The sequence below is a fragment of the Burkholderia multivorans ATCC BAA-247 genome, from assembly GCF_000959525.1.
GTDB lineage: Bacteria > Pseudomonadota > Gammaproteobacteria > Burkholderiales > Burkholderiaceae > Burkholderia > Burkholderia multivorans.
This window is the reverse complement of record NZ_CP009832.1, coordinates 57,900-83,700: the sequence shown is the minus strand read 5'-3', so window position 1 is coordinate 83,700 and position 25,801 is coordinate 57,900. Positions and strand designations below refer to the sequence as shown.

31 protein-coding genes and 1 tRNA gene are annotated in these 25,801 nt (G+C 63.1%); 7 read left to right on the top strand and 25 right to left on the bottom strand.

Features of this window, described 5'->3' with window-relative positions; all coding sequences use genetic code 11:
* Position 1: 1 nt before the first annotated feature.
* From NP80_RS12815 to NP80_RS12740, 16 genes are all read right to left on the bottom strand, one after another.
* On the bottom strand, positions 2-556 hold the full coding sequence (locus NP80_RS12815) for a phage tail protein I (protein ID WP_006401811.1): 555 nt from the start codon (positions 554-556) through the stop codon (positions 2-4).
* On the bottom strand, positions 549-1,454 hold the full coding sequence (locus NP80_RS12810; RefSeq protein ID WP_006401812.1) for a baseplate J/gp47 family protein: 906 nt from the start codon (positions 1,452-1,454) through the stop codon (positions 549-551). The genes NP80_RS12815 and NP80_RS12810 overlap by 8 nt, the downstream gene beginning before the upstream one ends.
* Positions 1,451-1,828: a GPW/gp25 family protein gene (locus NP80_RS12805; protein WP_006401813.1), complete on the bottom strand. Its 378-nt coding sequence runs from the start codon at positions 1,826-1,828 to the stop codon at positions 1,451-1,453. Before NP80_RS12805 ends, NP80_RS12810 begins: the two co-directional genes overlap by 4 nt.
* On the bottom strand, positions 1,825-2,529 hold the full coding sequence (locus tag NP80_RS12800) for a phage baseplate assembly protein V (protein ID WP_006401814.1): 705 nt from the start codon (positions 2,527-2,529) through the stop codon (positions 1,825-1,827). Before NP80_RS12800 ends, NP80_RS12805 begins: the two co-directional genes overlap by 4 nt.
* Positions 2,530-2,945: 416 nt before the next feature.
* Positions 2,946-3,395, bottom strand: coding sequence for a phage virion morphogenesis protein (locus NP80_RS12795; protein WP_006401816.1), 450 nt, complete (start codon positions 3,393-3,395; stop codon positions 2,946-2,948).
* Entirely contained in the window at positions 3,395-3,805 is a 411-nt protein-coding gene (locus tag NP80_RS12790) for a phage tail protein (protein WP_006401817.1), read from the bottom strand. The genes NP80_RS12795 and NP80_RS12790 overlap by 1 nt, the downstream gene beginning before the upstream one ends.
* Positions 3,802-4,293, bottom strand: coding sequence for a hypothetical protein (locus NP80_RS12785; RefSeq protein ID WP_006401818.1), 492 nt, complete (start codon positions 4,291-4,293; stop codon positions 3,802-3,804). The genes NP80_RS12790 and NP80_RS12785 overlap by 4 nt, the downstream gene beginning before the upstream one ends.
* Positions 4,290-5,090, bottom strand: a complete 801-nt coding sequence (locus tag NP80_RS12780) for an N-acetylmuramidase domain-containing protein (RefSeq protein WP_006401819.1) — start codon at positions 5,088-5,090, stop codon at positions 4,290-4,292. Before NP80_RS12780 ends, NP80_RS12785 begins: the two co-directional genes overlap by 4 nt.
* Positions 5,083-5,403: a phage holin family protein gene (locus tag NP80_RS12775; protein ID WP_006401820.1), complete on the bottom strand. Its 321-nt coding sequence runs from the start codon at positions 5,401-5,403 to the stop codon at positions 5,083-5,085. The genes NP80_RS12780 and NP80_RS12775 overlap by 8 nt, the downstream gene beginning before the upstream one ends.
* Positions 5,403-5,777 (bottom strand): putative holin, encoded by a 375-nt coding sequence (locus tag NP80_RS12770; protein WP_006401821.1) that lies wholly within the window; start codon positions 5,775-5,777, stop codon positions 5,403-5,405. Before NP80_RS12770 ends, NP80_RS12775 begins: the two co-directional genes overlap by 1 nt.
* Positions 5,778-5,779: 2 nt before the next feature.
* Positions 5,780-5,992, bottom strand: coding sequence for a tail protein X (locus NP80_RS12765; RefSeq protein WP_006401822.1), 213 nt, complete (start codon positions 5,990-5,992; stop codon positions 5,780-5,782).
* A complete protein-coding gene (locus tag NP80_RS12760) occupies positions 5,992-6,234 on the bottom strand; it encodes a hypothetical protein (protein ID WP_006401823.1) in 243 nt (80 codons plus the stop codon). Before NP80_RS12760 ends, NP80_RS12765 begins: the two co-directional genes overlap by 1 nt.
* Positions 6,234-6,710 carry a head completion/stabilization protein gene (locus NP80_RS12755; RefSeq protein ID WP_006401824.1) on the bottom strand — a complete coding sequence of 159 codons (477 nt, stop codon included), beginning with the start codon at positions 6,708-6,710 and terminating at the stop codon, positions 6,234-6,236. The genes NP80_RS12760 and NP80_RS12755 overlap by 1 nt, the downstream gene beginning before the upstream one ends.
* A gap of 104 nt (positions 6,711-6,814) precedes the next feature.
* Entirely contained in the window at positions 6,815-7,501 is a 687-nt protein-coding gene (locus NP80_RS12750) for a phage terminase small subunit (protein WP_006401825.1), read from the bottom strand.
* The gene (locus NP80_RS12745; RefSeq protein WP_006401826.1) at positions 7,498-8,517 is read right to left on the bottom strand and encodes a phage major capsid protein, P2 family; all 1,020 of its coding nucleotides are present in this window, start codon (positions 8,515-8,517) and stop codon (positions 7,498-7,500) included. The genes NP80_RS12750 and NP80_RS12745 overlap by 4 nt, the downstream gene beginning before the upstream one ends.
* Positions 8,518-8,554: 37 nt before the next feature.
* Entirely contained in the window at positions 8,555-9,376 is an 822-nt protein-coding gene (locus NP80_RS12740; protein WP_006410532.1) for a GPO family capsid scaffolding protein, read from the bottom strand.
* 149 nt (positions 9,377-9,525) lie between these two features.
* Here NP80_RS12740 and NP80_RS12735 point away from each other — a divergent pair, with 149 nt between their 5' ends.
* From NP80_RS12735 to NP80_RS12720, 4 genes are all read left to right on the top strand, one after another.
* Positions 9,526-11,277: a terminase ATPase subunit family protein gene (locus tag NP80_RS12735; RefSeq protein WP_006401828.1), complete on the top strand. Its 1,752-nt coding sequence runs from the start codon at positions 9,526-9,528 to the stop codon at positions 11,275-11,277.
* On the top strand, positions 11,277-12,326 hold the full coding sequence (locus tag NP80_RS12730) for a phage portal protein (RefSeq protein ID WP_006401829.1): 1,050 nt from the start codon (positions 11,277-11,279) through the stop codon (positions 12,324-12,326). Before NP80_RS12735 ends, NP80_RS12730 begins: the two co-directional genes overlap by 1 nt.
* A 192-nt stretch (positions 12,327-12,518) precedes the next feature.
* Positions 12,519-12,764: a hypothetical protein gene (locus tag NP80_RS12725; protein WP_035947247.1), complete on the top strand. Its 246-nt coding sequence runs from the start codon at positions 12,519-12,521 to the stop codon at positions 12,762-12,764.
* Positions 12,765-13,007: 243 nt separating this feature from the next.
* Entirely contained in the window at positions 13,008-13,232 is a 225-nt protein-coding gene (locus NP80_RS12720) for a hypothetical protein (RefSeq protein WP_106918417.1), read from the top strand.
* A 470-nt stretch (positions 13,233-13,702) separates the two neighbouring features.
* Here NP80_RS12720 and NP80_RS12715 read toward each other — a convergent pair whose 3' ends face one another.
* The 7 genes from NP80_RS12715 to NP80_RS12690 form a co-directional block, all read right to left on the bottom strand.
* Positions 13,703-14,446, bottom strand: coding sequence for a YoaK family protein (locus NP80_RS12715; protein WP_006410815.1), 744 nt, complete (start codon positions 14,444-14,446; stop codon positions 13,703-13,705).
* A 494-nt stretch (positions 14,447-14,940) separates the two neighbouring features.
* The gene (locus tag NP80_RS12710; protein ID WP_006410817.1) at positions 14,941-15,582 is read right to left on the bottom strand and encodes a hypothetical protein; all 642 of its coding nucleotides are present in this window, start codon (positions 15,580-15,582) and stop codon (positions 14,941-14,943) included.
* Between the two features lie 115 nt (positions 15,583-15,697).
* Complete coding sequence (locus tag NP80_RS29510; RefSeq protein ID WP_140401745.1) at positions 15,698-16,447, bottom strand: hypothetical protein; 750 nt, start codon at positions 16,445-16,447, stop codon at positions 15,698-15,700.
* Positions 16,448-16,462: 15 nt separating this feature from the next.
* Positions 16,463-17,566, bottom strand: coding sequence for a type VI immunity family protein (locus tag NP80_RS12705; RefSeq protein WP_035947412.1), 1,104 nt, complete (start codon positions 17,564-17,566; stop codon positions 16,463-16,465).
* A gap of 17 nt (positions 17,567-17,583) precedes the next feature.
* Entirely contained in the window at positions 17,584-18,291 is a 708-nt protein-coding gene (locus NP80_RS12700; protein WP_170935258.1) for a VRR-NUC domain-containing protein, read from the bottom strand.
* 7 nt (positions 18,292-18,298) lie between these two features.
* Entirely contained in the window at positions 18,299-18,823 is a 525-nt protein-coding gene (locus tag NP80_RS12695) for a PAAR domain-containing protein (RefSeq protein ID WP_035947409.1), read from the bottom strand.
* A gap of 183 nt (positions 18,824-19,006) precedes the next feature.
* A tRNA-Lys gene (locus NP80_RS12690) sits at positions 19,007-19,082 on the bottom strand.
* Between the two features lie 190 nt (positions 19,083-19,272).
* Here NP80_RS12690 and NP80_RS12685 point away from each other — a divergent pair.
* Together NP80_RS12685 and NP80_RS12680 are read left to right on the top strand one after the other, a co-directional pair.
* Complete coding sequence (locus tag NP80_RS12685) at positions 19,273-19,677, top strand: PaaI family thioesterase (protein ID WP_012467421.1); 405 nt, start codon at positions 19,273-19,275, stop codon at positions 19,675-19,677.
* Positions 19,678-19,685: 8 nt separating this feature from the next.
* Complete coding sequence (locus tag NP80_RS12680) at positions 19,686-20,552, top strand: patatin-like phospholipase family protein (protein WP_006407226.1); 867 nt, start codon at positions 19,686-19,688, stop codon at positions 20,550-20,552.
* A 19-nt stretch (positions 20,553-20,571) separates the two neighbouring features.
* On the opposite strand, the gene NP80_RS12675 is transcribed toward NP80_RS12680, so the two are convergent.
* A complete protein-coding gene (locus NP80_RS12675) occupies positions 20,572-21,585 on the bottom strand; it encodes a D-2-hydroxyacid dehydrogenase family protein (RefSeq protein WP_006401838.1) in 1,014 nt (337 codons plus the stop codon).
* Positions 21,586-22,008: 423 nt separating this feature from the next.
* Between NP80_RS12675 and NP80_RS12670 the strand changes: the two genes are divergently transcribed.
* Entirely contained in the window at positions 22,009-23,058 is a 1,050-nt protein-coding gene (locus NP80_RS12670) for a LysR family transcriptional regulator (protein ID WP_006401839.1), read from the top strand.
* A gap of 144 nt (positions 23,059-23,202) precedes the next feature.
* Here the strand turns inward: NP80_RS12670 and NP80_RS12665 are convergent, their stop codons facing one another.
* Entirely contained in the window at positions 23,203-25,800 is a 2,598-nt protein-coding gene (locus NP80_RS12665; RefSeq protein ID WP_006401840.1) for a DNA topoisomerase III, read from the bottom strand.
* Position 25,801 lies beyond the last annotated feature (1 nt).

Here is a 25,801-nt window from a genome sequence, read left to right as displayed (position 1 = left end):
TTCAGGTTTCCGAGAGGGACAGCCGGCGATAGACCGCGGCGCGTGCGCCCGCGCCGACCTGCTGCGTGCCGATCGCGCTGTAGCCTTGCTTGAAGATGTAGTGCGCGGTTCCCCGCTTCGCCCGATCGACTTCGGCGCGAATGTCGGCGACGTACTGCGCGGTGGCCGGCACGCCTTCACGACTGCCTACCGTCATCACGACCTCGAACGTGCCCGGCACGCCGCGCGGCGTCATCTCGAACCATTCGCGCATCACGACGTTCGCGCCGAACGACGCGCAGACGTCGCGCACGGCATCGGCCGTACCCTTTTTGCGGGCGATGCGGATTGCAGATTTCACGCGCGCGCGCTTCACCTGCTCGGGCCATTCGTCGCGCCACGTGTCTACGCCCATGTGCCACGCGAGCCACGGCAGAAAGCGCAGCGGGATCCGGTCCGGGTCCATTAGCGTGTCGAGCTCGACCGGGATGTCGAGCAGGTCCGCATTAGCTTCGGCGAGGCGTCGCTCGAGCGCCGTCGCATTCGGCGGCAACAGTGAACGGGTCGGTTTATTCATCAGCTACCCCGCCGTCGACCAGCTCGATACCGGTGCAGTACGGCGCCTCGTCGATCGCGATCGGCACGCCGTTGGCCGGTGTGTCGAGCAGCACCTTTTGGACGCCGGCCACACGCATTGATGCATACAGACCGTCCACCGTGATCTCGGAACCAGGACGGTGCATTGCATCGGCGAACTGCTGGGCGTTCTTCCGCGACGCAGCGATCGCAACGGCGCGGTCCGGTCCGTTGAAGAAGCGCAGCGTCGCGCGGATCGCGTACGGCACGATCTTCGCGCTCTGGACAATGACCTCGTCGGCCTGCGGGCGCTTCTTTTCGAGGTTCTTCCGGACGATGTCGAGCAGTTCCTCGCTGGCGGTGCCGTCGCCTTCGCGCGATAGGATCGTGACGACCATCACGCACGGCGATGGGCTGTACGCGGTCGCCGCCTTCACACGCCCATCCGCCGCGCGTGCGTGGAACACGTACGCATCGTCGGGGCCGGCCACCGAAAAGCCGCGCGGCGCGAGCTGGATGCGCTCGCGCAGGCTGTCATCGTCCTCGTAGACCGGATCGATGCCGTTGTCCGGGTCGCCGGCCGAGATCAGCAGACGCTCGACATCGAACAGGGCGCCGAGATGCTCCAGCGTCGTGCCCTTCGCGTACGCGAGCAGCAAGCCACGCGCCTTCTCGTTCACCAGCGCGAGCAGCAGCATCTTTTCGTAGGCACCTTCCTGCAGCAGCTTGACCATCGGCTCGGATTCGAGCTCGAGCGCGGCCGCGATCTCGTCCTGCTGTTCCTTCGGGTACAGGGAAATGAGCCGGGCCTTCTTCTCGGCGAAGATAGTCTCGTAGTCCAGCTCTTCGACGATGTCCGGCGCCGGGAGCTGTGACAGGTCGATCGGCGTCGTTCTCATGCCACACCTCGACTTGCAATGCGGCCACTCGTCGTCGGCAGGCGCATGGAGAACGGCGTGCCGGCGCGCGGGCCGTCGGTGCGCTCGCCATGCAACTCGAGCACGGCACCGCCGTCGCCGCCGGTGGCGGCGAAATCCACCTGATTGACCTGAATTCGCGGCTCCCAGCGTGCCAGCGCCATGACCGACGCCGCCATCACCCGCATGCGCATCAGCGGATTGACCGGCCCGTCGATCAGCGCGGGCAGGAGCGAACCGTAGTCGCGCCGCATGACGCGTGTGCCGAGCGGCGTGAACAGGATGTCCGCGGCGGATTGCTCAATGTGGGCCTGGCCGGCGATCGCGCGGCCAGTGCGTGCGTTCATGCCCATCATGCGCCACCCGCGAGCGGTTTCGAGGTCTGCGCGAATTCGCCTTGCGCCTGGTGCGGGTGCTTCACGAGGCTCACATTTTGCGACTGCACGTCGACGTCTGCTGATACGACGCCGGTGAAGTGGGCGCTGCCCTCGATCTCGATCACGGCGCGCGAGCCCGTGCCGCCTCCATTCTTGCCTGTCGCGCCGGATTCGAATGTGAGTGGTCCCTTCACAAGCAACGCGCCCGTCACGGTCGTATCGTCGGCGTCGAGGGTGACAGTCTTTGCCTTGACGGTTGCGCTGTTGGTTTCGACCGTGACGCTGCCCGGCGCGACGACATGCACAGTCGCGCCGGCGGGCAGCGTGGCGGTGAGCGCGTGAGCCGCGAAGTCGTATGCGATACGTGCGCCGTCGCCGTACATGCGCACGTGTTCGTGCGGATTCGAGCTGGGTGCGTCGTGACCGTCGCAGTACACGCCAGGCAGGAACAGACCGGTGGTCGGCTCACCCGACGGACACAGCAGCAGTCCGGGTTCGCCGATCGACGGTGGGTCCCACACGATACTGTTGCCGGTTCGCTGCACCAGCCAACGAATCCAGTCGGTTTGTAGCCCGCCCGATTCAACGCGCACGCGGCGGGCACCGTGGTCGACGTCGATCACGGTGCCCTCGCGCAACAGGCTTTCGAGGCGGCGATTCAGGTCAGCAAAATCATCCATGCGGCAAGGATGCCGCGCGCGCGCCCAGGGGGCATGCACAACATGTTGTGTGGGAGCCTGTGACAACCATTGACATTTGTCAGCCTAATGTTCGAGCTCTTCAGTCTCAAGTATCAGTTCGTCTGCTTCGAGCTGCAGTGTTCGAAAATTGTGGCGTTCGGCCAAGTCACGAATGGCGTAAAGCCTCTCGCGCCAGTACTTTGGTTCAGCAATCCGGGTTTCTGACGCAAACTGGTTTCGTGACGCGCGAAGAATCTGAATTGCATTTCTGATATGCAGTAAGTCCCTCTTTATCGAATCGTGCAGGCACATAGGAGTAGTCTGAAAGTATGCGATCACGGTCGCGAAGCTGACCGAATGAAACATGTTTTTTGGCAGATCGCAATCAGGTCCGACGCTGCACGACCGAGCGAAATCTACCGCGACAAAAAATCGAGGACGACGTCGGCGATTCGCATGATGTCGGCGTCCGCGAGACCCAGCAGCTCGCGTGCCGGATACTGAGCGATTGGGCCGTCGCGCTGCACCTGATCGCGCAGGCCCTCCTGATGCACGCGTGCGATGCGCTCGACGTCGCGCGTGAAATGCAGCACCGACGCGTCAGCGCTCGAAGCAGTTTTCAGGAAGCGGGCGGTGCGCAACTTCTGGAACATCGCGCGCCGGATGCGGCCCTTCTTGCGCCGCGCCTGCGGCTTGCGCGGCGCGTATCTGCTGCCGTCCGGGTTGCGGGCTTCTGCGATGCGTCGCGACTGGCGCCGGCGCAGTTCGGCCGCGAGTTCCTTCGCTAGGCGCGCACGCTGCGCACTCGTGAGCTGGCCCAGCAGGCCGGACGCCCATTCCTCAGCGCGCGAGAGACGATCCGCCATCACGTTCCCGCGATCGGCGGCTCGCCAAAGTGGCGGATCTCGAATCCGTCCGGCCGCTCGGTGACACCGACGCGCTCCGTAAGCTTCAGCAGGATTTCGACATCGGACTTCCCATTGTCCAGCAACTCGGCCTGGAACTTGAACCCATCGCGGCAGAGGTCGCGGTTCAGCAGCAGCTCCGGCTGGTGAACCTTCAGCCACGCGATGATCGGCACCATCAGGTGATCCGAGTGTCCGGCGTAATCCGTCACGACGATGTCGAGCGTGTACGCATACTCGAACGACAGTGAATTCGCTGCGGTGACGGCAATCGACCCGTGTTCGATGAAGATGTGCAGCCGGTCCGGATCGCGCGCGAACTCGGGCAGGGCGGCCGTCAGCGCTGCGCGCAGGCTGTTCGGTTTGTTCACGGCGCCTCCTTCTCGGCGTCACGCACTCGCGCCTGCAGAGCGATCAGCTGTTCGGCGTTTTCGTGGCAGGTGGTGTAGTTATCGGCGACGGTCGCGGCGACGGTAGAGAGTGCAACGCCCGCGGCGGCCGCATCAGTGCTTCCGGGATGTCCCACCGGCACATTGGCGGCGGCTGCGTCGTGCACGCGCACAAACCCGAGAGGAACAACACAGGCGCGATCAGCTTCGCGATCCACATAAACGGGTACCTCCTTGACGATGGTGTCGCCCTTTTCGCGGACGATCCGGACACGGCCGACGTACCGCGTGACGATCTTCACGTCGCGACGCGCCGCGTCGCGCTCGGCTGTTCGCTCGCGCAAGTCGCGCGCGAGATCGTCGGCGTGCTGGCCGGCGCTGACCAGGAGCGCATGCTGGACCGCGATGACGACACCCGCCGCGGCGAGCGCGATCGCGCCGGCGACGAGAGTGCGAGCGCCGCCCGTCATGCGACTGCCCGGCTGTAGCGCTCGAAGGCCCGTTCGAGCTTCACGTCGTACAGGTGATCGGCGTAATCGCGGCCGTTGTACAGCTCGGCGAACTTGGCCCATTTCCGGCTGCGCAACGCGGCGAGCAGCGCTTTGTCGGCGAGGATGAAGCGCACGAACGCCTCGAGGTGCTCGGCTTCGCTGACCTTCATCGCCTCGACGAACGAGAACACGTCCGGATAGCCGAGCAGGTTCCAGTGAAAGCCCATGATTTGGAACCCGCCCCAGCTCGCCGCTTCGAGTGCGCACGCTGCGGAAATCTGCGACGCGGTCGCCAGGCGCGCGTATTCCGCCGTGCCGCCGGCGTAGCCGCCGGGCTTCGGGTTGACGACGCCCGGATACTTCGCCGCGAGCGCGTCGGCGTCCAGGCCCGCGGCCGCGAGCTGCCGATACATGATGTGCCGCTCGAACAGGATCACAGGACGGCCGTCCGGCAAAAAGCCGGCGCCGCGCGACTCGACTTCGTTGACTGCGCGCACGGCCGCGAGATCGACCTTCAGCCGATCGGCCGCGCGCTGCAGATCCGCATCAGTCAGGTGCCGCGGATCGCGCCGGCCGGCTGCCAGTGCCGCCCACGTCTTCGGGCCCGCGATGCCGTCGGCGACCAGGCCGTGCGACGCCTGGAACGCCACCACGGCGCCGCGCGTCGCGCTGCCGTAGAGTGCGTCGGCGTCGATGCGCGCGCCGGCCGCGATGAGCTGGCGCTGCAGGTAGGCGACGTCGGCGCCGCGGTCGCCCAGGCGCAGGGTTTTATACATGGCGCCCCCACGGTTTGAACTGCAGCACACGCGCGATCAGCGAGTCGCGCGGATTGCCGCGGTGGAACAGCTCGACGACGTTGCCGCGCACGCCGTACACGGCCAGGCACAAGACGCCGACGAGGACGGTGTCAGCCACATTCGCCGGCGGCAGCATGCCGAACGCGGCGCGAATGGGCGCGGCGCCGGCGGCAACCGCGAGTGCGTAGGCGAGACACGACGCGAGAGGTCGGTGGGCGCTCGTGCCGCGGCGAAAAATCACGAGACGCAGCGCGAGCGCGGCGCACAGCAGCACGTAGACGGCCGTGAGCATCACTTTTCCCTCCCCTTGAACACGTTCAGCAACCGATCGGGCGCGTCGGCCTGCGCGATCAGCCACAGCAGCAGCTTCACGACGAGTGCCGAGGCGATCAGTGCGCCGATGCCGGCGTGAACTTCGATTCGCGCGGGAAGCACGGCGTCGAGCCCGGCTGCGAACAGGTCCGCGGTCAGGCACCCCGCCACGAACGAGATCACGAAGAACGCGACGCGTTTCGGGATCGACGGGTCGGCCGCGGTCATCACGAATAGCAGCGAGCCGGCGAAGGCACCCATGACGACATTGGCGTCGACGCCGGGAAACAGCGACAGCGTCGCGACACCGAGCGCCGCGGTCGTCGCGGACGACGTGGAAATAGGTTCAGCCATTCTCAGTCCCATAACTGGAGCCGCTCGGCGCCGGATTGCGCCGCTTGCGGTGGTTCGTCGGGTAGCTCGACGAGCAGCCCGTGAGGCAGGATCGGGCCGTACTGCGCGAGATCCCGGTTCAGCTCGAGCACCGCCTCGACGACACCGCGCGTGCGGCCGAGCACGCGCCAGCACAGTGCGTCGACGGTTTCGCCCTGGAGCGCGCGCACCCACATCAGGACAGCTCCTGACCATCCGCACCGTAATGGGCGACGAGCCGCGGTTTCAATGACGCCAGCCGACGCGCGCGTACTGCGGCCTGCAGCATCAACGACGCAGTGTCGAGGTCGGAGCACAGAGCGATTTCGCGCCAGAAGAGTCCCGCGATGCGGCGTTGAACTTGAAACGGTGCCGCGACGTGTCGGTCATCAATGACGCGGTCCTGCGGCAGGCGACGGATTCGGTACGTTGCTCGCATCAGATGAGCTCCACGGTCACGCGCGGCCGGCCGACGATGTCGCTGATCGCCCAGCGCGCATCGCGGCGTAGTTCGTCGCTCTGAGGCTCCAGCTCGTCGGCGCGGCGTGCACCGTCGCCGGTCGTGTCGTAATCGCGGTACCGCTCGATGAGCGTCGCCTTTGCTAGGCAGTACACGGCGCGCCGGTAGTGCTGCAGCAGCACGCTTTCGCCGTCGAGCTGGTGGGCCGGTACATCGGCGAGCCGCGCGAAGCCGGCATCGCGCCACGCCGCGCGCGCCGCGCGCAATTCGTCATTGACGCTGGCGATTGCCGCGAGCAGCTCGTGCCGCAAACGGGTATCGGTCACGGATCCGTCGAGGCGCATGGTGTCGCGTGCGTGTTCGAGCGACACGTCCGGGTAGAACGCGTCGTTCGCAATCGGCGGCGCAGAGGTTCGCGGCGGCTGCGCCAGCGGCGGGGTCGAGACAAAGGACATGGTCGGGCTCGTCATGTTGAAAAGGTGAGGCGGTGGACGGGGCTTTCGCGCGGACAGTGCCGGCTACGGCCCCGTGCCGCCTGGTGCGCGGGGTACGCTTGGTATCAGCCGTCGGGGCCGCGCTGGCCCCCGCTGGCAGAGTTCTTCAGTTCGCGCTCGAGCCGCTCGATGTCCTTCTTCACGCCGACGTTCGCGAAGAGCTGCAGCGCGCGGCGCAGGTGGTCCAGGGCACGCGCCGGCTCGGCGGCGGTGAGCCCGTAGCCGATCGCTTTGTGCAGCTTCGCGCGCACTTCATCGGGCATGTCGGCGCCCGTCGTCAGCTGCTCGATTTCGAGCAGCGGCTCGACCTGGATCGGCGCGCCTGCGCGATGCGCGCGCAGCGCGGCCTCGGCGAATTCCTCGACGAGCAGGCACGGTGTGCTGCGCTTGTACTGGTCCGGCAGAGGCAGGCCGTGCCGCAGCGCGTACGCGCCGATCTCCAGCGCACCGCGGAAGTCACCGACGTCGACGCGCCAGACCATGATCGTCATTAGCACGTCGTCCTGCGCGCCGGCGGCACCCTCCAGCACGCCCGCGACCCAGGCGTCGTACGTCGGCAGGAATTGCCGCTTCAGATCGGCCTTGCGCTCGAGCGACTCGACGGCCTTCAGCGCGCGGCGATGCTCGTCGAGCTGCGCCAGCATCAGCGTGTACGCCGAGTCGTCGCGCAGCCCGCCGACGCCCGCCGGCGTGCCGCGCGCGGCCTTCGCCGCGACAGTGCGCTGGAAGTGTTGGCGGAACGGGTTCGTCATGCACCACCCTGCGCAGCAGCCGGTGCGTCGTCGACGAGCTGGATGTTTTCGACCACGCAGCCGGCGCCGTACTGCTCGATCACGTACGCATCGTTCGAGCTTTCGTAGTTTTCGACGCGATCGCGCTCGGGAACTTCCTTCAGCGAGCGCCGGCGCGCGCTGATTTGCCAGTAAATCGACAGGTTGTCCAGTCGCGTGACCATCAGCGCGTGAGCCGGAAAGTACGGGACGGTGACGGCCGGCAGGTTGCCGAGTCGCTTCTGCGACACGACGATGTCGGTCGCGAGCGTTTCGGTCGACGGCTGCGCCTGGTTGATGAGCGGGAAATACTTGTCCTGCAGCAGCTCGCGCCCACAGATCACGACGAGATTCGGGTCTTCCGCGTACCACGGGTCGAGGAACTCGTTGCGCGCGAGCGTGACGACGGCGTCGAGGTTCTTGAATTCCTCGCCCTTGCCGACCTTGGCACCGGAGAACACGCGTTCCTTCGCGTTGTTCCGATACTGCTGCAGCCAGCCGATGTTCACGTCCTGCAGCAGCGGATTCGCCACGAGATCGGTGTCGGCTGCGACGCGCTCGCCGTTCCAGCCGATCATGATGCGGTCGAGCGCCTGGCGCACAATGATCGAATCGCGCACACGCGCCTGGAAGTCCGGAAACTTCGCCCACGCGTCGAGCTGTTGGTAGCGAATATGGGTGTCGTAGTTCGTCTTCTCGCAGCGGTACTTCTGGTTGTCGAGCGCCGAGACGTCGCGTGTCTCACGCGCGCGCTTGGTCGTATCGGTGCGGCTCGCGATCGGGCCGGACACACCGAGGCCGATCTTGTCGCCTTCCATTTCCTCGACGCCGTGGATGTTGATCCGAGAGAGGAATGCGCTCGATTCCTGAATTTTCGTTTCGAGCGTTTGCTGCACGCTGGGCACGACGGAAAACTTCTTCGTCGCATCGCTGATGCCGTTCAGTTGTTCAATACGCTCGACGTAGCGGTTATATAGCGCGCGGGTGTCGTTCCGCATGGATTCTCCGTTTTACGAAAATGGGTGGTGAGGTCGATCAGCAGTCGGTCAGCACGGCGTTGTCGCCGCCCGTCGACGTCGGCCGTTGCTGCCGATCGCTATCGGTGCGCGAGAGCTTCTGCACCAGATCGGAATGGCGCGCTTCAGCGTCTTTCAGCGCGCGCTTCACATCGGCCAGCTCGTTGCTGAACCGCTCGACCTGATCGAGCACCTGGCTCTGGCTTTCGGCGACCGCCACGACCGACTGCGAGAGATCGGAGAAGCGCTGATCGTCGGACGCTTCCTTGCGATTGAGCAGGCTGCGGACCTTGGAGAACAGCGAACGCGCGGCGTCGCCTGCGCGCGTCGGGGCGTCGTCCTCAAGCTCGATGTCGGCTTCCACCGCGGCGCTGAAGAGGTTTTCCGGGCGCAGCTTGCGCGTGTCGAACGCACGGTTCTTCGCGCTGAAAGCGAGCATCTCGGTGCCGAGGCTCGCCGGGTTGTCCGTGACGGCCAGACCAACCAGATATGCCTCGCCGGTGCCCGCGAAGTCGGGGTCGACCTCCATCGACGTGTAGACCTTCTGCCGCTGCTCGGTGGTCATCGCGATCAGATCCTTGGTCGGCGAGAGCTGCGCGAGCAGACGCATCTTGCCGTCCTGCTCTTCGGCCTTCAGCGCAATCACGTCGCCATACGAGCGAAACGCGCCATCGGGATAAAGCCCGCGAATGTGTTCCATGTTGATGCGCGCGCCGTACACCGCGGGATCGTACGAGCGGGCCATTTGTTCGAGCATCGCGCGATCGATCGTGCGACCGTCCGTGGTCGCGCCTTCGGTCGCGATCCGGAAAAACTTCGTCTTCTTCGTGTCCTGTGCCATGTGCGAAACCTCTAAGAGGGCAGGGTGCTGTATTCAGGGATTCCAGTGTCGGCAGTTCGCGATGGCGTCGCAATGAACAGCGGTTGTGTGCGCAACTAGTACAACCGCTGACAGTAGGGCTCGCGCGCGCGCGTCGGTAGCCTTGCCGCATGACTGCACTTCTCACTGATTCATCTGACGTTGATCCACGCCGACGCGCACGTGATCTCTACTGGCAGGGCTATCGCATCGCGCGCATCGCCGACATGCTCGGTGAGAAGCCGGCCACGCTGTACAGCTGGAAGCGGCGCGATAGATGGGACGAGACCGAGCCGGTCGATCGCGTCGCGCTGTCGATGGAGGCGCAGCTGATTCGGCTCGTCGTGAAGGAGAAGAAAGAAGGGCGCGACTTCAAAGAGATTGACCTGCTGACGCGTCAGCTCGACCGGCTGCGCACGCGCCCGGCGAACGACGCGAAGGTGAGCCAATGCGGGAGCGCGGGCGGGACGAGACGGTCGCGCAGCGCGGACGAGCGCAACGCGTTCACCGACGAGCAGATCGAGAAGCTGAACGATGCATTCCTCGAATCGATCTTCGACTATCAGCGCACGTGGTATCGCGCGGGATTCAAGGAACGAATCCGCAACATCCTGAAGAGCCGGCAGATCGGCGCGACCTGGTACTTCGCGCGTGAGGCATTGCTCGACGCGCTGAACACCGGCCGCAATCAGATCTTCCTGTCGGCCAGCAAGGCGCAGGCGCACGTGTTCCGTCAGTACATCGTCCAGTTCGCGAAAGATACGGTGGGCGTTGAGCTGAAGGGCGACCCAATCGTGCTACCGAATGGCGCAACGCTGTACTTCCTCGGCACGAACGCGCGCACCGCGCAGAGCTACCACGGCAACCTGTATTTCGACGAGTACTTCTGGGTGCCGCGCTTTCAGGACCTGCGCAAGGTCGCGTCGGGCATGGCGATCCACTCGCAGTGGCGCCAGACGTATTTTTCGACGCCGTCGAGCCTCGCACACGACGCATATCCGTTCTGGTCCGGCGCGCTGTTCAACCGCGGCCGCCCGAAGGATCAGCGCGTGTCGGTCGACATCTCGAATGCCTCTCTCGCGGCGGGGCGCGCGTGCGGCGACGGCCAATGGCGGCAGATCGTGACCGTCGAGGACGCCGTGCGCGGTGGCTGCAACCTGTTCGACCTCGAGCGCCTGAAACTCGAATACAGCGCCGACGAATACGCGAACCTGCTGCTGTGTCAGTTCATCGACGACTCGCTGTCGGTGTTTCCGCTGTCGGCGCTGCAGCCCTGCATGGTCGATACGTGGGAAGTGTGGGACGACTTCAAGCCGCTGTATCTGCGCCCATTCGGCGACGAGGACGTCTGGATCGGCTATGACCCCTCGCACACGGGCGACAGCGCTGGCTGTGTCGTCGTGGCGCCGCCGAAGTATCCGGGCGGAAAGTTCCGCGTGCTCGAGCGGTTCCAGTGGCACGGCCTCGACTTTGAGGCGCAGGCCGGTCAGATCGAGGCGCTGACCCGGCGCTACCGGGTCACCTACATCGGCATCGATACGACCGGGATCGGGCAGGGCGTCTACCAGCTCGTCACGAAGTTCTTCCCGGCCGCGACGCCGTTCCACTACTCGGTGGAGATCAAGACCGCGCTCGTAATGAAGGCGCAGAACGTGATCCGCAAGGGCCGGTTCGAATTTGACTCGGGCTGGAAGGATCTCGCTGCGTCATTCATGGCAATCAAGAAGACGCTCACGCCCAGCGGCCTGCAGGTCACGTACAAGGCGAGCCGCTCAGAAGAGGCGAGCCACGGCGACCTCGCCTGGGCGTGCATGCACGCGCTCGCGAACGAGCCGCTCGAGGGGGCGACAGGTACCAACACCGGATTCATGGAGATTTTCTGATGTCACGCAAGTATCGACGCGGCGCCGCGCGCCGCGCACACGACCGCAGCGAGCTGACGGTCGACACGCAGTCAGCGCCGGCTACGCACGCGGAAGTGTTCTCGTTCGGCGACCCGGTTGCCGTGCTCGACCGACGCGAGCTGCTCGACTACGCCGAGTGCATGCAGATGGGGAACTGGTATGAGCCGCCGCTTCCGCTGGACGGTCTCGCGCGCTCGTTCCGCGCCGCGCCGCATCACAGCTCGGCTATCTACGTGAAGCGCAACATCCTCGTGCAGTCGTACGTCGAGCATCCGCTGCTGTCGCGCGCAGACTTCAGCCGGTTCGTACTCGAGTATCTGGTCTTCGCGAACAGCTACCTCGAACTGCGCACAAATCGGCTGGGGCAGCCGATGGCGTTGAAATGCTCGCTCGCGAAATACACGCGGGTCGGGGTCGAGCCGGGCCAGTATTGGTTCGTGACGAACGTGCGCGAGCCGCACGCGTTTCCGGCAGGCGCCGTCTATCACCTGTACGAGCCCGACCTGAATCAGGAGATTTACGGGCTGCCCGAATACCTCTCGGCGCTGAATTCGACGTGGCTAAATGAGAGCGCGACCCTCTTTCGGCGGCGCTACTACAAGAACGGCAGCCACGCCGGCTTCATCCTGTACATGACCGACGCGGCCGAGAAGCAGGAGGACGTCGACAATCTGCGCGCGGCGCTGAAGAACGCGAAGGGGCCGGGCAACTTCCGGAACCTGTTTATGTACGCGCCTAAGGGTAAGAAGGACGGCATTCAGTTGCTGCCGATCGGCGAGGTTGCGGCGAAGGACGAATTCTGGAACATCAAGAAGGTGACGGTAGAAGATCAGCTCGCGGCGCACCGGGTGCCGCCGCAGCTGATGGGCATCATCCCGTCGAACGCTGGAGGGTTCGGTGACGTTCGTAAGGCGGCGGAGGTGTTCAACGAACTCGAGATCGAGCCGCTAAAAGCGCGGCTGCAGGAGGTGAACGACTGGCTCGGCGTCGAGGTCGTCCGCTTTCGCCGGCACACGCCGGTCCTATAGCTTTTGCGTGGCCGATATTAGGAGTGGGGCGCTTGCCCCACTCCTACTGAAGAGACAGGGGCAGAAAAATAATCTTAGGTCGCGCCGGTCTCGAGGTGGTACTCCAAAAGATTGATAATACGCCGGGCCTTTTGTCATAGTTATAACAGCATGCTGTTCCGAGCGTAAAGTCGGTTTCACCAGGAGGGAGCGATGACAACCGTGTGCATGCAGACAGTTGTCAGCGGTAAAACTGTTCAGGTCGTCCTACTGGCGGAACAAGCCACCGCCAAGATTTACATGGTCAACAGCGATGGTAGTTCGCAGCAGCCGAGAGCGATGAGTGTGCGGGAGTACCTCGACGCCGGGATGTCCAGCGAACAGGTTGTACGACATATCCTTGAAGTCATCACCACAGCACTTGGGGAGCTGGACCGCCTGCGCAAGGATGGATTATAGCGGCCGCAACCAGTGTACGCGCTGCAGTGCGCAGTATGAATCTTGCGCTGCAATACGTCATTTTTTGACGTTCGGCTCGCCACGATGACTCTCGCCAGTTGCTTCAGACATAAAAAGCGCTCATAGGCCCCACAATTTTGTCACCGCGCAGCTGGAAAAGTGGTTTACACGAAAATTCAATGGGCTACCAAGGGGCATACTATCGTCGGCCTAAACCGGACGACTAGCATGTCAACAGTAAGTATGCAAGTGACCGTATCTCGCACGACAATTCAGATTGTGGCGGTGCCGGACACGGGGATGGCCAATATTTTCATCGTGGACAACAATGATGGCAGTCATCAGCTACAAGTGGTTCCGATTCGCCAATACCTGCGTGCCGGCACGGCCGTTGAGCTAGCCGCCAGTCACGTCCTCGAACTCGCCATGGCCGCGATTGAGCGACATATGCACCAACAGACGCACTGAACATCGGCGTCGCCCGACAGATGCTTGCATATCAAATCGCGCACTACGCCGCGAAAGCGGGATGGCGAAGCCCGACATGGATCGCGCCCCTTCACGACGGAGAGCGGGCGCTTGTCCGGATTTCGGCTTGCGCGCCAACTGCGTTCACGGCCATGGGAACCGTGTTGCGACAATGGCGATAGGCGGCACATTTATCGCAGCCGAAGCCACGCGCCTCTTGCGACACTGGCATGTCTCGGAATTGTGGTGCACATCTCGTTTATGCTTGCGCCACATCGCGAGCATGCGCTTCGGATCCTCAAGATAGGGAAGGGCTGACGCACGAGTGCACGACCGTCACTGAGAAAACCGTTCTTAGTAGACCTCGTCGCCGTGGTGAGCTGACTCAACGCAGAGGACGACGAGACCCATACCAATGTCCCTCGGCAAGACCAAGGGGCGCATCCGATCCATATCACCCAGCATCTCGGCTAACTTCGCAAGGCGCGCATGTCATCGAGAACTGGCACAACAGCAAGCGCAATGAGGACAATTGCAAGAGGAACAATTGAGGCGAAGCCGACGTTGCGGAAACCGAATGCTCCTGCTAGTCCACCCGTTACGAATGCCAGCAATAGAGATCCGAGAAGATTTAGTTTTTGTCGGTCCGCGCGAACGAGATCCCGGCAGCTTGCTCGAGTGTTCCAATAACATAGCTTACCAAGCTCAATCCCGATATCTGTCACAAGACCAGTGACGTGTGTCGTACGTATCTCCGCCTTCGAGATCTTTGTAATCATGGCGTTCTGCAGCCCCATCACATAGCAGAGGAGGCAGACGGTTGCAGGTACAAAGAGCACATGGCGCGTTTCAAGTCTTGAGCCAAGAAGGCCGAAGAAGAGCAGCAGTGTAGCTTCAAGCATCAGCGGCATCGCGTATTGGCTGCTCAAACGCTTACGGCGGCCCCAATTGATCAAGATAGCGGACGTGGCGGCGCCAACGAGGAAAGAGAGCAAAGAGCAGCACCCTGCCACGACGACCTTAATGTCGCCCAGCACGACGCTATCGGTCAGCGATGACACGATGCCAGACATATGCGATGTGTACTGGCCAACAGCGAAAAATCCACCGGCGTTGGTCGCACCCGCGACGAACGCAAGCGATCTTCCGAGGCGGCGATTCGTCGCGTCGTTGCGCTCGGGCGTTGTAAATTCGCGGAGGTAATTGATCGGCATGACCACCCCGAGAAATCGGCGGCGACTGAGCTTTCAGAGCGTCCCAGTGATTGGCAAGATCGTAACACGGTCTCCCCATATGGGGAACGGGGTGGTTTCGATAGTGAAGCGCCTTAAACCTGCCTTAGCCGGTGGCTGCATGCTTGTGGGAACCGTGATCCGGCTTACCCTGCCTGGGTTCCGCCGCTGACCTCGCTCCTTGCAATCTCGCTGTTTCTTCGTGATCGAACACCAGCATTCTTCCCATTGCTTCCCGGAAAATCTTTGGTGAATCGGCAAAAGGTCGCCGGAGCGCGCACTCACCGCAGGAAGCCGATCGCGACGCACGCGCGCAGTTGTGACCCCGCCCCACCCGCCCGCAAAATCGAGCGGTTTTTATGCACGTGTGCATTGACCGTTGCGGCCCGCCCGTAGCGGGCGAGCAGAGGAGTGAGGCGGCCGATTTCCCTGTGCAATTTTACGCGCCGTGATTATGCGGGCCCGGTGCGCCACTATCAAAAATCGGGCGCTTCTGGGCGTCTCCCTATGAACAAACCGCCTATCCATGCATTCGGATAGCGCGCCTGGAGAATGGTTTTCATCGCGACGAAGTGGCTACCCGTGGTCAGGATGTCGTCGACAACGATAATGTGCTTCGGCTGGGGCACCGCAATCGTTTCATTGATCTCGTAGAGCGGAATCAAGTCCTCCGGGCGCATGCGTTGCGCCGGAGTCAGGTGCGACGCGACGTAACTTTCACGGTGCAGCACCAACTCGCGTACGTCGGCGAGAATAAGCAATTCGTCTTGAACAAGCGCCGCCATGTGGCCGAGCGCGAGCACCATTCGGTCGTCGTATTCCGGGGCCGTTCGGGGCTTGGATGGCGGGACAGGCACGAAGGTGCATTGTCGAAACGCGTTCGGAACGAATGCATTGCGAAACGTCCGTCCGACCGTCTGAATCGCACGCGTCTTGTCCCGATACTCGGGACGTCCTTGCCGCGAGACCGATTTCTGGAAGTCGGCAACCAGCTCGTCGATCGGGCTGCACGCGAGTCCTCCGCGCGCGGTGTAATCGCCGCAGTACCAACAGTGATCATCACGCCGCAGGAAGGGATGGGCGTCGCGAGTTGCATCGTCAATTTGCAGAAGCAGCATGCGGCAGGTTCATCAGGATGTCATCGAAGTCGCGAAAGGCGGCAGATGGATCGCCTGCCTTCTTTGCGATGTAGCGCGGGGCGAGCTGCATGGTAGGGTGCGGCGCGCGGGTTTCCTATGCGATCGCGGCAGGCTCATCTCGTTTCGCTGCAGGATTGATTCGTCGAAAGCTGGGCGACGCTTTCCGATCCTGCGCTACATCAGTCTTTTGAGTGCTGTCCGAGAGTTTGTTGGCGCGTTTCGTAATCGCTAGCTTGTGGCCATACGAAGGCCGCGGATATTCACTATCGACGTTTATCAGAGTCCCTGCTGCCTTTGCTTCACGCGCAAAAAACATCAGTGTAAACGTGAGTATTGTTCCGACGATCATCAGGACCACTGCTGCCGGAGTGCTGACCGTCCCCAACTTGTGGGCGGGGACAAATGTAAGGAAATAGACAGTGACCGATGATGCTAGTAAAACTTGAAAATTTCCTCTGAACGTCCATCGCTGAAGCCATTTATACCGATTGTCTTTGTAACGTGCTTCAATAGGACAGAACTTTACAAAACTGCCGGCATATTCTCGTGATCGGAACAGCGAGAGTGCGTCATCCCGTTCAAATATGAATCGAATTTCGTCCCCGCTCAGTCGCATGCCGAATGCCTCCTTGACCGCAAGCTGCAACGCGCCGGACGAGATCGCGCGCCAACCCTGGTCCTTCAGCTTCATGATTTCATATAGGCGCTTCGTGCGAGTTTGGGAGAAAAGTTGATTGCCGGACCGGAAAGTATTGCGTGACATTGCAATTCCCACAATTGCCGTTATGGTCGCAAGTGCAGCGTGGATTGCTCCTAGGGAACCGGTAAGCGCAGTAAGGTCCATGTTGTGCCTCGCAGCTTATTGCTTTGTGACTAGACTCTGGGGGGGGAGTTTCGGCGTATCGAGCACGGCCGCTTTGGCGTTCAGCAATTCGTTCTCAGAGACGTCGAATCGCCGGAGCCATGCGTTACTGCTGGTCTGCGTGTTGTAGACCGGTGCGTCTCCATTTGCCGTGCCACGTTGAAGAATCGAAACCGTATCTGCAACGATCGCGCGCAAAGCAGCGTTGACTACGACATAAGCCGGTGGTGGCGCCAGGGCGCCGGTCGCTCCCTGCACGCCGGCTTCGGGGATTGTGCCCGCGCGGATCAACAGTCCTTGCGCGCACGGCGTTAAGTCGTACCAGTCTGTCGGTAGTGCGGATTGCAGCGTGGCGATGCCGCCAACCTTTGCCAGCATTGGCTTATCGATCAGGGTGAGCCAGTCGACAGTCTTGATTCTGTCCGTAAGGTCACGCACTTTCATAGCAATTGGACTACCTACGTCGACACCGGGCCCGAGCTGCTGCGCCATAAGATATTCGCTGCTTTCGTTTTCAGTTCGGCTCGTCGGTGACAGATTTACCGCGAGTCCGGCATGGCCGTGGATCGCGTCCACAGCGGCGGCCGCATCGCGGAAGAGTCGTATGAAGGGAGTCGGGTTCGTCCGGACGAAAGGGGCCGGGAACGTGAAAACTAGAACGTCGAGACCCCGAGTGCCGAGTTCAGCCTGGAACTGTTCCAGGCAGAAAGTTGTGAATTCGTAGAAAGATGCATCACGCGCTGTCTCGCCGCCGACGAAAGTTGCATCGAAACCTTCGTTTGCGCCGACACTGGATGCGAGTGCTGACAGCGCGGGTGCTTTCGCAAGGGGAAGCGCCTTCTTACCATTGAACCAGAGCCACCTCAATGGATGGTCAGTGTTGGGGGCGCTCGCCTGACGGGCGATCTCGACATACCGATCGAAGACCCATGCAAGCGCGTCGCGTTTGTCACGGGTGTACCCACCTTTGAAGTACAGGGACGCGCGCACAACCAGAGCGGCGCCGATACCATCGTGAGGGTAACGCGGTTCGAGAATCGCGAACGGCATCATGCCGGCCTGGGCCAGCTCCTGAATCCGTCGTTCGTTATCGTTGCTCATCATCGTGTGGTTGCGATTTAGGGGATGGGCAAAGGCATAGGTGGCGGCATCGGGCCACCGAGGCTTCCCTTCAGACCTTGCCCGATCAATTTCCCGAGTTGCGACAGGGCGGATTGCGAGGATTCGGTCTCGTTCGGCTGATCGTCGGAGCATCCGCAGTCATTGGGCCCCATCGTAGCGACTTTTGAAGGGTCGCCGGCGATGCGTTCGTATGCGTCTTGCTGCTTCGGGTCCACGCGATCCGGCGGAAACTTGATTTCCACAACAGATTTCAGGTTGTCCTGCGTCGGCGGCAGTGACGGATCGTTGACGATCACGACATCGGGCCGGCGAATATTGCCCACGCCTGGCGTGTAGCTTTCCAGACCGCCCGGCCAGTATTTCTGAATCCAGCCCGGTAAATAATCGTGCGCTTTAGTGCCGATCCGCGAATCCATGATCGGAGCCGGCGGATCACATGACATGTCGTAGTTGATTTCGGCCTTGTATGGGCTCTGATGACTCCCGATCGCGTCCGCCGCCTTTAGCCTCCCGCTGACACACTGCTGCTTTAGCTTCTGTCCATCAACGCCTATGGCCGGCATCGCATTGCACCTGCAGATGACGGCGCAGAGCGCTTGCCGGTCCTTAGCGTCGAGCGCATTTCGTCGAACGCGTACTGGGTTTGTTTTTCCGCTGCCCGGAGCCGTCGAGCCGGATCCGCCCCCCTGTGCGTAGTCTGTCATACCGAATTCAGGTCGAGCGCTTGAAAGAAAGGGACGCGGCGCGGGCAGTCTCGAGCCAGTCCGTATACCCGTCTTCGTCGGTCGTTCCCGTAATGGTGCTGCCATCGCTGCCGGTCACGGTATACGGGTGATTAGCGACGGGCTTCCCAGTGTCGTCGTCCAGGACCTGAAAACGCCCGCGGTGTGGGCCCGACTGGTCAGCGCTTGCCTGTTGGGCCACTACGCTATGGCCGCCGCCAATTGGGTGTCCTGCGCCCTCCGTAGGCGATGCCGTAGCGTTGCTCTGACTCGCGATGAGCGTCGCGCCGCACGCCGTCATGTCGCCGTCTGACGCTACCGGCCGGCCGTTGAATGTCATGTGCAGTTCGGTCTTTACCTTCACGATCGGGAAGACACCGCCGCAACGCGGACACGACACCATGTCGCCGAGCAGGGCCAATGCTTTACCGTCGACCGTATTGGTCGGATCACATGCGAGCACGCGGCCGCCGTGAGACGTCGTGTCGCCTTCTCGAATGAATGCGAATCCCATGCTGAACTTTGCGAAAAGTAATCCGCTGAAGAATGTAGCACGCAGTACGGGACGGAAACGATCCTGTCAGGCTTGACAGGCTGAGGCGAGGGAAGATGGCACTTGATATTAGACACTGTCTAATATCAACGGGCACTGAAAAGAAAAAAGGGCTTAGCATCGCTGCTAAACCCTTGAATTCTTTGGTGGGGCGTGAGTGACTCGAACACTCGACCTACGGATTAAGAGTCCGCTGCTCTACCAACTGAGCTAACGCCCCCGACAGAAGCGAAATTATGCATGGCTTTTCGGGACATGGCAAGCCCTTTCTGCATATTTCGCGAAAATATTTCGTCACGACAACGCGACCTGACGGCGGGATAACGAGCCATCGCAGTTTCCGCGCTCCCGGTATGATGACGTCCAACCTGTTGCGCGGCGGTCGCGCAACGTTTTCTGGACATTCGAAGATGGACGAGAACGCAGTCCGCGAATTGCTCGATCGCCTGCTGGCCCCGTGGGTCCGCTCGCTCGATCTGGTCCCCGTATCGATCGGCGACGACAGCGTCACGCTGCGCCTGCCGTTTTCCGGCGAATTCCGCCATTCGGGCGGCGTGATCTGCGGTCAGGTATTCACGGCCGCCGCCGACACCGCGATGGTCGTCGCCATCTCGGCCGCGCTCGGCGAGTTCCGGCCGATGACGACCGTCTCGCTGAACACGAACTTCATGCGTCCGGTGCGCAAGGGCGACGTGCTTGTGACCGCGCGCGTGCTGCGAATGGGCCGCAACCTCGTGTTCGGCGAAGTCGAACTGTTCGACGAGGACGGCAAGATGGCCGTCCACGCGACGTCGACCTACGCGCTGACGAGCTGAGCGGCGCAATGTTCGACCAGATCGTTTTCGCGGGCGGCGGCAATCGCTGCTGGTGGCAGGCCGGTTTCTGGGACGTCGCGCAGCCGGCGCTCGGCCTGCGCCCGCGCGTGATCGCCGGCATTTCGGCCGGCGCGGCGACGGCCTGCATGCTGTACACGCGCGATGCCGCGTGGGTGATGCGCTATTACGAAGAGGCGCTGCGCGAGAACCGGAAGAACGTGTACTGGCGCAATCTGTTCGGCCGCGAGCCGATGTTTCCGCACTACCGGATCTACCGGCAGGCGCTGCTCGACATCTACGGCGAGCCGTTCGCGCAGCTCGCGAGCGCGCCGGAGATCCGTATCGGCGTGTCGCACGTGCCGCGCTGGCTCGGCGCGCGCAGCGCCGTGGCCGCGGGCCTCGTCGCGTACAACATCGAAAAGTACCTGCGCAAGACGCTGCATCCGACGCTCGGCCGCACACTGGGCTTTCGTCCCGAATTCGTGCGCGCGCAGGATTGCGCGCACGTCGACGAGCTGGCCGACCTGATCCTGCAGTCGTCGTGTACGCCGCCGTTTACGCCGGTGCTGCGGCGCGGCGGCCGGCCGGTGCTCGACGGCGGGATGGTGGACAACGTGCCGGTCGGCGCGCTCGACGCCTCGCCGGGCGACGTGCTGGTGCTCGTCACGCGGCGGTATCCGCGTCCGCAGATGTTTACGGTCGCGCACGGCGATCAGCGTCGGCTGTACGTGCAGCCGTCGACGAAGGTGCCGATTTCCAGCTGGGATTACACGAGCCCGTCGCAGATGCAGCACGCATACGATCTCGGGCGCCGCGACGGTGAACATTTTCTCGCGCGCGTCGGCGCGATGACGGACGGCCGCGTCGCCGCGTGAAGCGGCGCGCGGCGTGTGATCAGCGCTTGCGGACCGGCAGCAGCGCTTCCGGGTTGACGACGCTCGACGTGTCGCCCTGGTCGAACGCGAGGATGTTCTTGAACGCGGCACTGAAATACAGCTCGTAGCTTTCGCGTTCGACGTAGCCGATGTGCGGCGTGCAGATCACGTTTTCCATCCGCAGCAAGCTGTAGCCCTGCAGGATCGGCTCGCTTTCGTACACGTCGATCGCGACCATCCCCGGCCGGTTGTGCGACAGCGCGTTGACGAGCGCGTTTTCCTCGAGCAGTTCCGCGCGGCTCGTGTTGACGAGCAGCGACGTCGGCTTCATCCGCATCAAGTCTTCCTGCTTGACGATCCCGCGCGTGTCGTCATGCAGCCGCAGGTGCAGCGACAGCACGTCGCTCTGCTCGAACAGCGCTTCGCGGCTCTCGGCGGCGGTGTAGCCGTCCGCGCGCGCGGCCTCGAGCGAATGTTCGCGGCCCCAGATCATCACGTTCATCCCGAACGCCTTGCCGTAGCCGGCAACGAGCCGGCCGATCTTGCCGTAACCCCAGATGCCGAGCGTCTGCCCGCGCAGCACCTGGCCGAGACCGAAGTTCGGCGGCAGCGCCGACGTCTTCAGCCCCGACTGCTGCCACGCGCCCTGCTTCAGGTTCGCGACGTATTGCGGAATGCGGCGCTGCGCAGCCATCACGAGCGCCCACGTCAGTTCGGCCGGCGCGATCGGCGAGCCGGTGCCTTCGAGCACCGCGATCCCGCGGTCGGTACACGCGTCGAGATCGATATGGCTCGAAATACGGCCGGTCTGGCTGATCATGCGCAGATTCGGCAATTTGGCAAGCAGTTGCGACGAGATCGGTGTGCGTTCGCGAATCAGCACGAGCGCCTCGACTTCCGCGAGGCGGCTCGCGAGTTGCCCCAGCCCGCGCACCGTGTTGTTGAAGACCTTCACGTCGTGGTCGGCGAGCATCTCGAAGCAGTTCAGCTTGCGGACGGCGTCCTGGTAGTCGTCGAGGATGGCAATTTTCATGGTGAGCGGGGTGGTGTTGCGCGTTGAATCCGGCAGCGGCGGCGCACAGCGCGCCTGTCCCGCGCGGCCGGGGCCGACATGATGCTACGCCGGCCGCGCCCGTGGGGCCTTTTTAACAGGTTGTTACGCTCCGCCGCAATCGGCCGCAGCCGTCCCGGCGCCGCGCAACGTCGACCGCCGGGGTGCGATGTTGTGTCGCATCAAATACGTCCTTCCTGATTCGGCCGCCTGGCGGACGAGATTCACCCAATTGTTGCTCCAATCAGAATAATTGGATCAATTATCCGCGCACACCAAGGATGTTTGATGGTTTTTATCTCGATTCGCGGACGCGATAGGCAACTCTGCATCTTTTCCGCTGTCGTAGGAGAATTACGCATTTGCTTCAACTTTTTGAAGTTGTAACAGCGGCAGGAGTCGTTTATGGATCATTTGCAGTCGATGCGCGTGTTCGTCAAGGTTGCGGATCTCGGCAGTTTCGCGCGGGCCGCGAGTGCAATGGATATCTCGAACGCGGTCGCGACGCGCCATGTCGCCGATCTCGAAGGCCGGCTCGGCACGCGGCTGCTGAATCGCACGACGCGCAGCCTTTCGCTGACGGAATCGGGGCAGGTCTATCTGGAGCGTGCGCGCCAGATTCTGGACGAACTCGAGGACGTCGAGCAGATGGTCGTCGCGCGCAATCACGAGCCGGTCGGCACGCTGCGCATCGTCGCGCCCGTCGTGTTCGGCCTGCATAACCTCGCACCGGTGCTGCAGTCGTACACCGAGCAGTTCCCGAAAGTGGTGCCGGATCTGACGCTCGTCGATCGGCAGGTCGACCTCGTCGAGGAAGGCTTCGACGTCGGCATCGTCGTGACGCGACAGATGCGCAGCGCGAGCATCGTCACGCGGCGTCTGACCACGGGCTGCATGACGGTATGCGCGACGCCGAGCTATCTGGAAAAGCACGGCGTGCCGACGCATCCGGAGCAGCTCGCCGAGCATCCGAGCCTGAGTCTGCCGACCGAATACTGGGGCGACGAGCGCGTGTTTACGGGGCCGGACGGCGAAGTGCGCGTGCGTCCGACCAACGTGATCGTCGCGAACAACACCGCGATGCTGCGGCAGTTCGCGCTGCTCGGGATGGGCGTCGCGATCCTGCCGAGCTACCTGATCGGCGGCGACATCGCGCGCGGTGCGCTGGTGCGGCTGCTGCCCGATTTCAAGCTGCCGCAGGTCGAGATCAACATCGCCTATCCGAGCCGGCGCCATCTGCCGGCGAAGGTGCGCACGTTCATCGATCACCTCGTCGAGTACTTCAGCAAGTCGACCGACGCGACGATGGGCGAGCAGTGGGCCGCGCAGGGCGCGACGCTCCCGCCGATCGGCGTCGAAACGCGTGCGGAGCAGCCGGAACCGGCGGATCCGAACCTGTCGCCGCGGCTGCCGCGCGCAGGCCGTCAGCGCGTCTCGGCGCCGTCGCCGCTGTAACGGCGACGCGCGGGCGCCCGAACGGAGGCGCCAAAAAGAAAACGCGGATCGAGCGATCGATCCGCGTTTTTTGTTTGCCCGACGGGCCGACGGGCTGGCGGGCTGGCGAGCCGCCGCGACGCGCGCGACTCGCGGCGGCGCTCGTTACGAGCCCGTCTTGCGCGTCGTCGTCTTGCGTGCGGCGGTCTTGCGTGCCGGCGCCGGCTTCTCGTCGGCGCCTTCGGTGACGGTCTCCGCGTCCTTCGTCGCCGATTTCGCCGTCTTCTTCGCGGCGGCCGCCTTCGGCTCCTTCTTCTCGAACTCGAAGCCGATCTTGCCGTCCGGCTGCTTCACGAGGTACGCCTTGAAGTTGCGGCCCGTGCGCGACGACTTGAAGTTCGGCAGCAGATCGGTGCGGCCGTCCGCAAGCAGCTTGGCCATCTGCTCGCGCGTGATTTCCTGCTGCAGGATCACCTTGCCGGAGCGGAAGTCGCACGTCTTCGGGTTCGCGACCGAGTGCTCGCAGACGTAGCTCATCCCGTGCTCGAACACGCGGCCCTTGCACTTCGGGCACGTGCCGACCGGCTCCTGCGCGGAGAAGTCGGGCGCTTCGCCTTCGTCGCCGCCCTGATCCTGCCCGAAATCGAACTCGAGCTTGTAGTTCTTGATTTCGTCGTCGAACGTCAGCTTCAGGATCGCCGAGAACGGACGGCCCATCTTGCTGCGGAAGCCCGACAGCGGACCGATCTCCTTCTTCTGCAGCAGCTCCTCGACTTCGGCGATCTCGAACTGCCGGCTGCCCGGAATCTTCGAGATCGAGAAGTCGCACTTCGTGCACGCGAAGCGCCGGTAGTTCTCCTTCACCTGGCCGCCGCAGTTCGGGCAGGGCGTTTCGAGCGTCGCGTAATCGCCGGGAATCGTGTCGGAATCGTATTCCTTCGCGCGCTTGACGATCTGCTGCGTCATGCGCGCGATTTCCTGCATGAATGCGTCGCGTCCGAGGTTGCCGCGCTCCATCTGCGACAGCTTGTATTCCCATTCGCCCGTGAGCTCGGGTGCGGTCAGTTCCTTCACGCCGAGCCCGCGCAGCAGCGTCATCAGCTGGAATGCCTTCGCGGTCGGGATCAGTTCGCGGCCTTCGCGCACGAGATATTTCTCGCCGAGCAGGCCTTCGATGATCGCCGCCCGCGTGGCCGGCGTACCGAGGCCCTTCGCGGCCATGGCCTCGCGCAGTTCGTCGTCCTCGACGAGCTTGCCGGCGCCTTCCATCGCCGACAGCAGCGTCGCTTCCGAGTAGCGTGCGGGCGGCTTCGTGACGAGCGCGACGGCGGCGATCTCGTCCGTCTTCACCTTCTCGTCCTTCTGCACCTGCACGAGGTTCGCGTCGGCGCCTTCGGCGTCGCGGCCGTAGACCTGCAGCCAGCCCGGCTCGACGAGCACCTTGCCTTCGGTCTTGAAGTGATGGCCGGCGACTTCGGTGATGCGTGTCGTCACGCGGTATTCGGCGGCCGGGAAGAACACGGCGAGGAAGCGCTTCACGACCATGTCGTACAGCTTCTGCTCGGGCTCGGACAGCGATTTCGGCGCCTGCAGCGTCGGGATGATCGCGAAGTGATCGCTGATCTTCGAGTTGTCGAAGATCCGCTTGTTCGGCTTGACCCAGCCCTTGTCGAGCACCTGCTTCGCGTGCGGCAGGTAGTTGTGGCTCTCCTTGAGCATCTCGAGCGTCGACTTCACCGTGCCGATATAGTCCTCCGGCAGGGCGCGCGCGTCGGTACGCGGGTAGGTCAGCACCTTGTGCTTTTCATACAGCGCCTGCGCGAGGCCCAGCGTGTTCTTCGCGGAGAAGCCGAAACGGCTGTTCGCTTCGCGCTGCAGGCTCGTCAGGTCGAACAGCAGCGGCGACAGCTGCGTCGACGGCTTCGATTCCTCGCTGACCGTGCCGACCTGGTCGCGACACGCGGCGACGATCGTCTCGGCAGCCGGCAGGCTCCAGAGCCGCGAATCGCGCTTCTCGGGATCGAACTCGTCGCGCTTGAATTTCGGGTCGAACCACTTGCCTTCGTAGAAGCCGGCCGCGCACGCGAATTCCGCCTTCACTTCCCAGTAGTCGCGCGGGACGAAACGGCGGATTTTCTCTTCGCGTTCGACGACGATCGACAAGGTCGGCGTCTGCACGCGCCCGACGGTCGTCAGGAAGAAGCCGCCGCCCTTGCTGTTGAAGGCCGTCATCGCCCGCGTGCCGTTGATGCCGACGAGCCAGTCGGCTTCGGAGCGGCAGCGCGCGGCGTCGGCGAGCGGCTGCATGTCGGCGTCGCTGCGCAGGTGCGCGAAACCGTCGCGGATCGCCTGCGGCGTCATCGACTGCAGCCACAGGCGCTGGACCGGCTGCTTCGCCTTCGCGTGCTGCACGATCAGGCGGAAAATCAGCTCGCCCTCGCGCCCCGCGTCGCATGCGTTGATCAGGCGATCGACGTCCTTGCGCTTCATCAGCTTCGTCAGCACTTTCAGGCGCGACTCGCTTTTTGCGATCGGGTTGAGGTCGAAATGCGGGGGGATGACGGGCAGATGCGCGAAGCTCCATTTCCCGCGCTTGACCTCGTACTCTTCCGGAGCGGCGATTTCCAGCAGGTGGCCGACAGCGGACGAAAGCACGTATTCGTCGCTTTCGAAGTATTCGTCATGCTTGGTAAAGCCGCCCAAAGCGCGCGCGATGTCGTTCGCGACAGAAGGCTTTTCCGCAATGATCAGTGCTTTGGACATG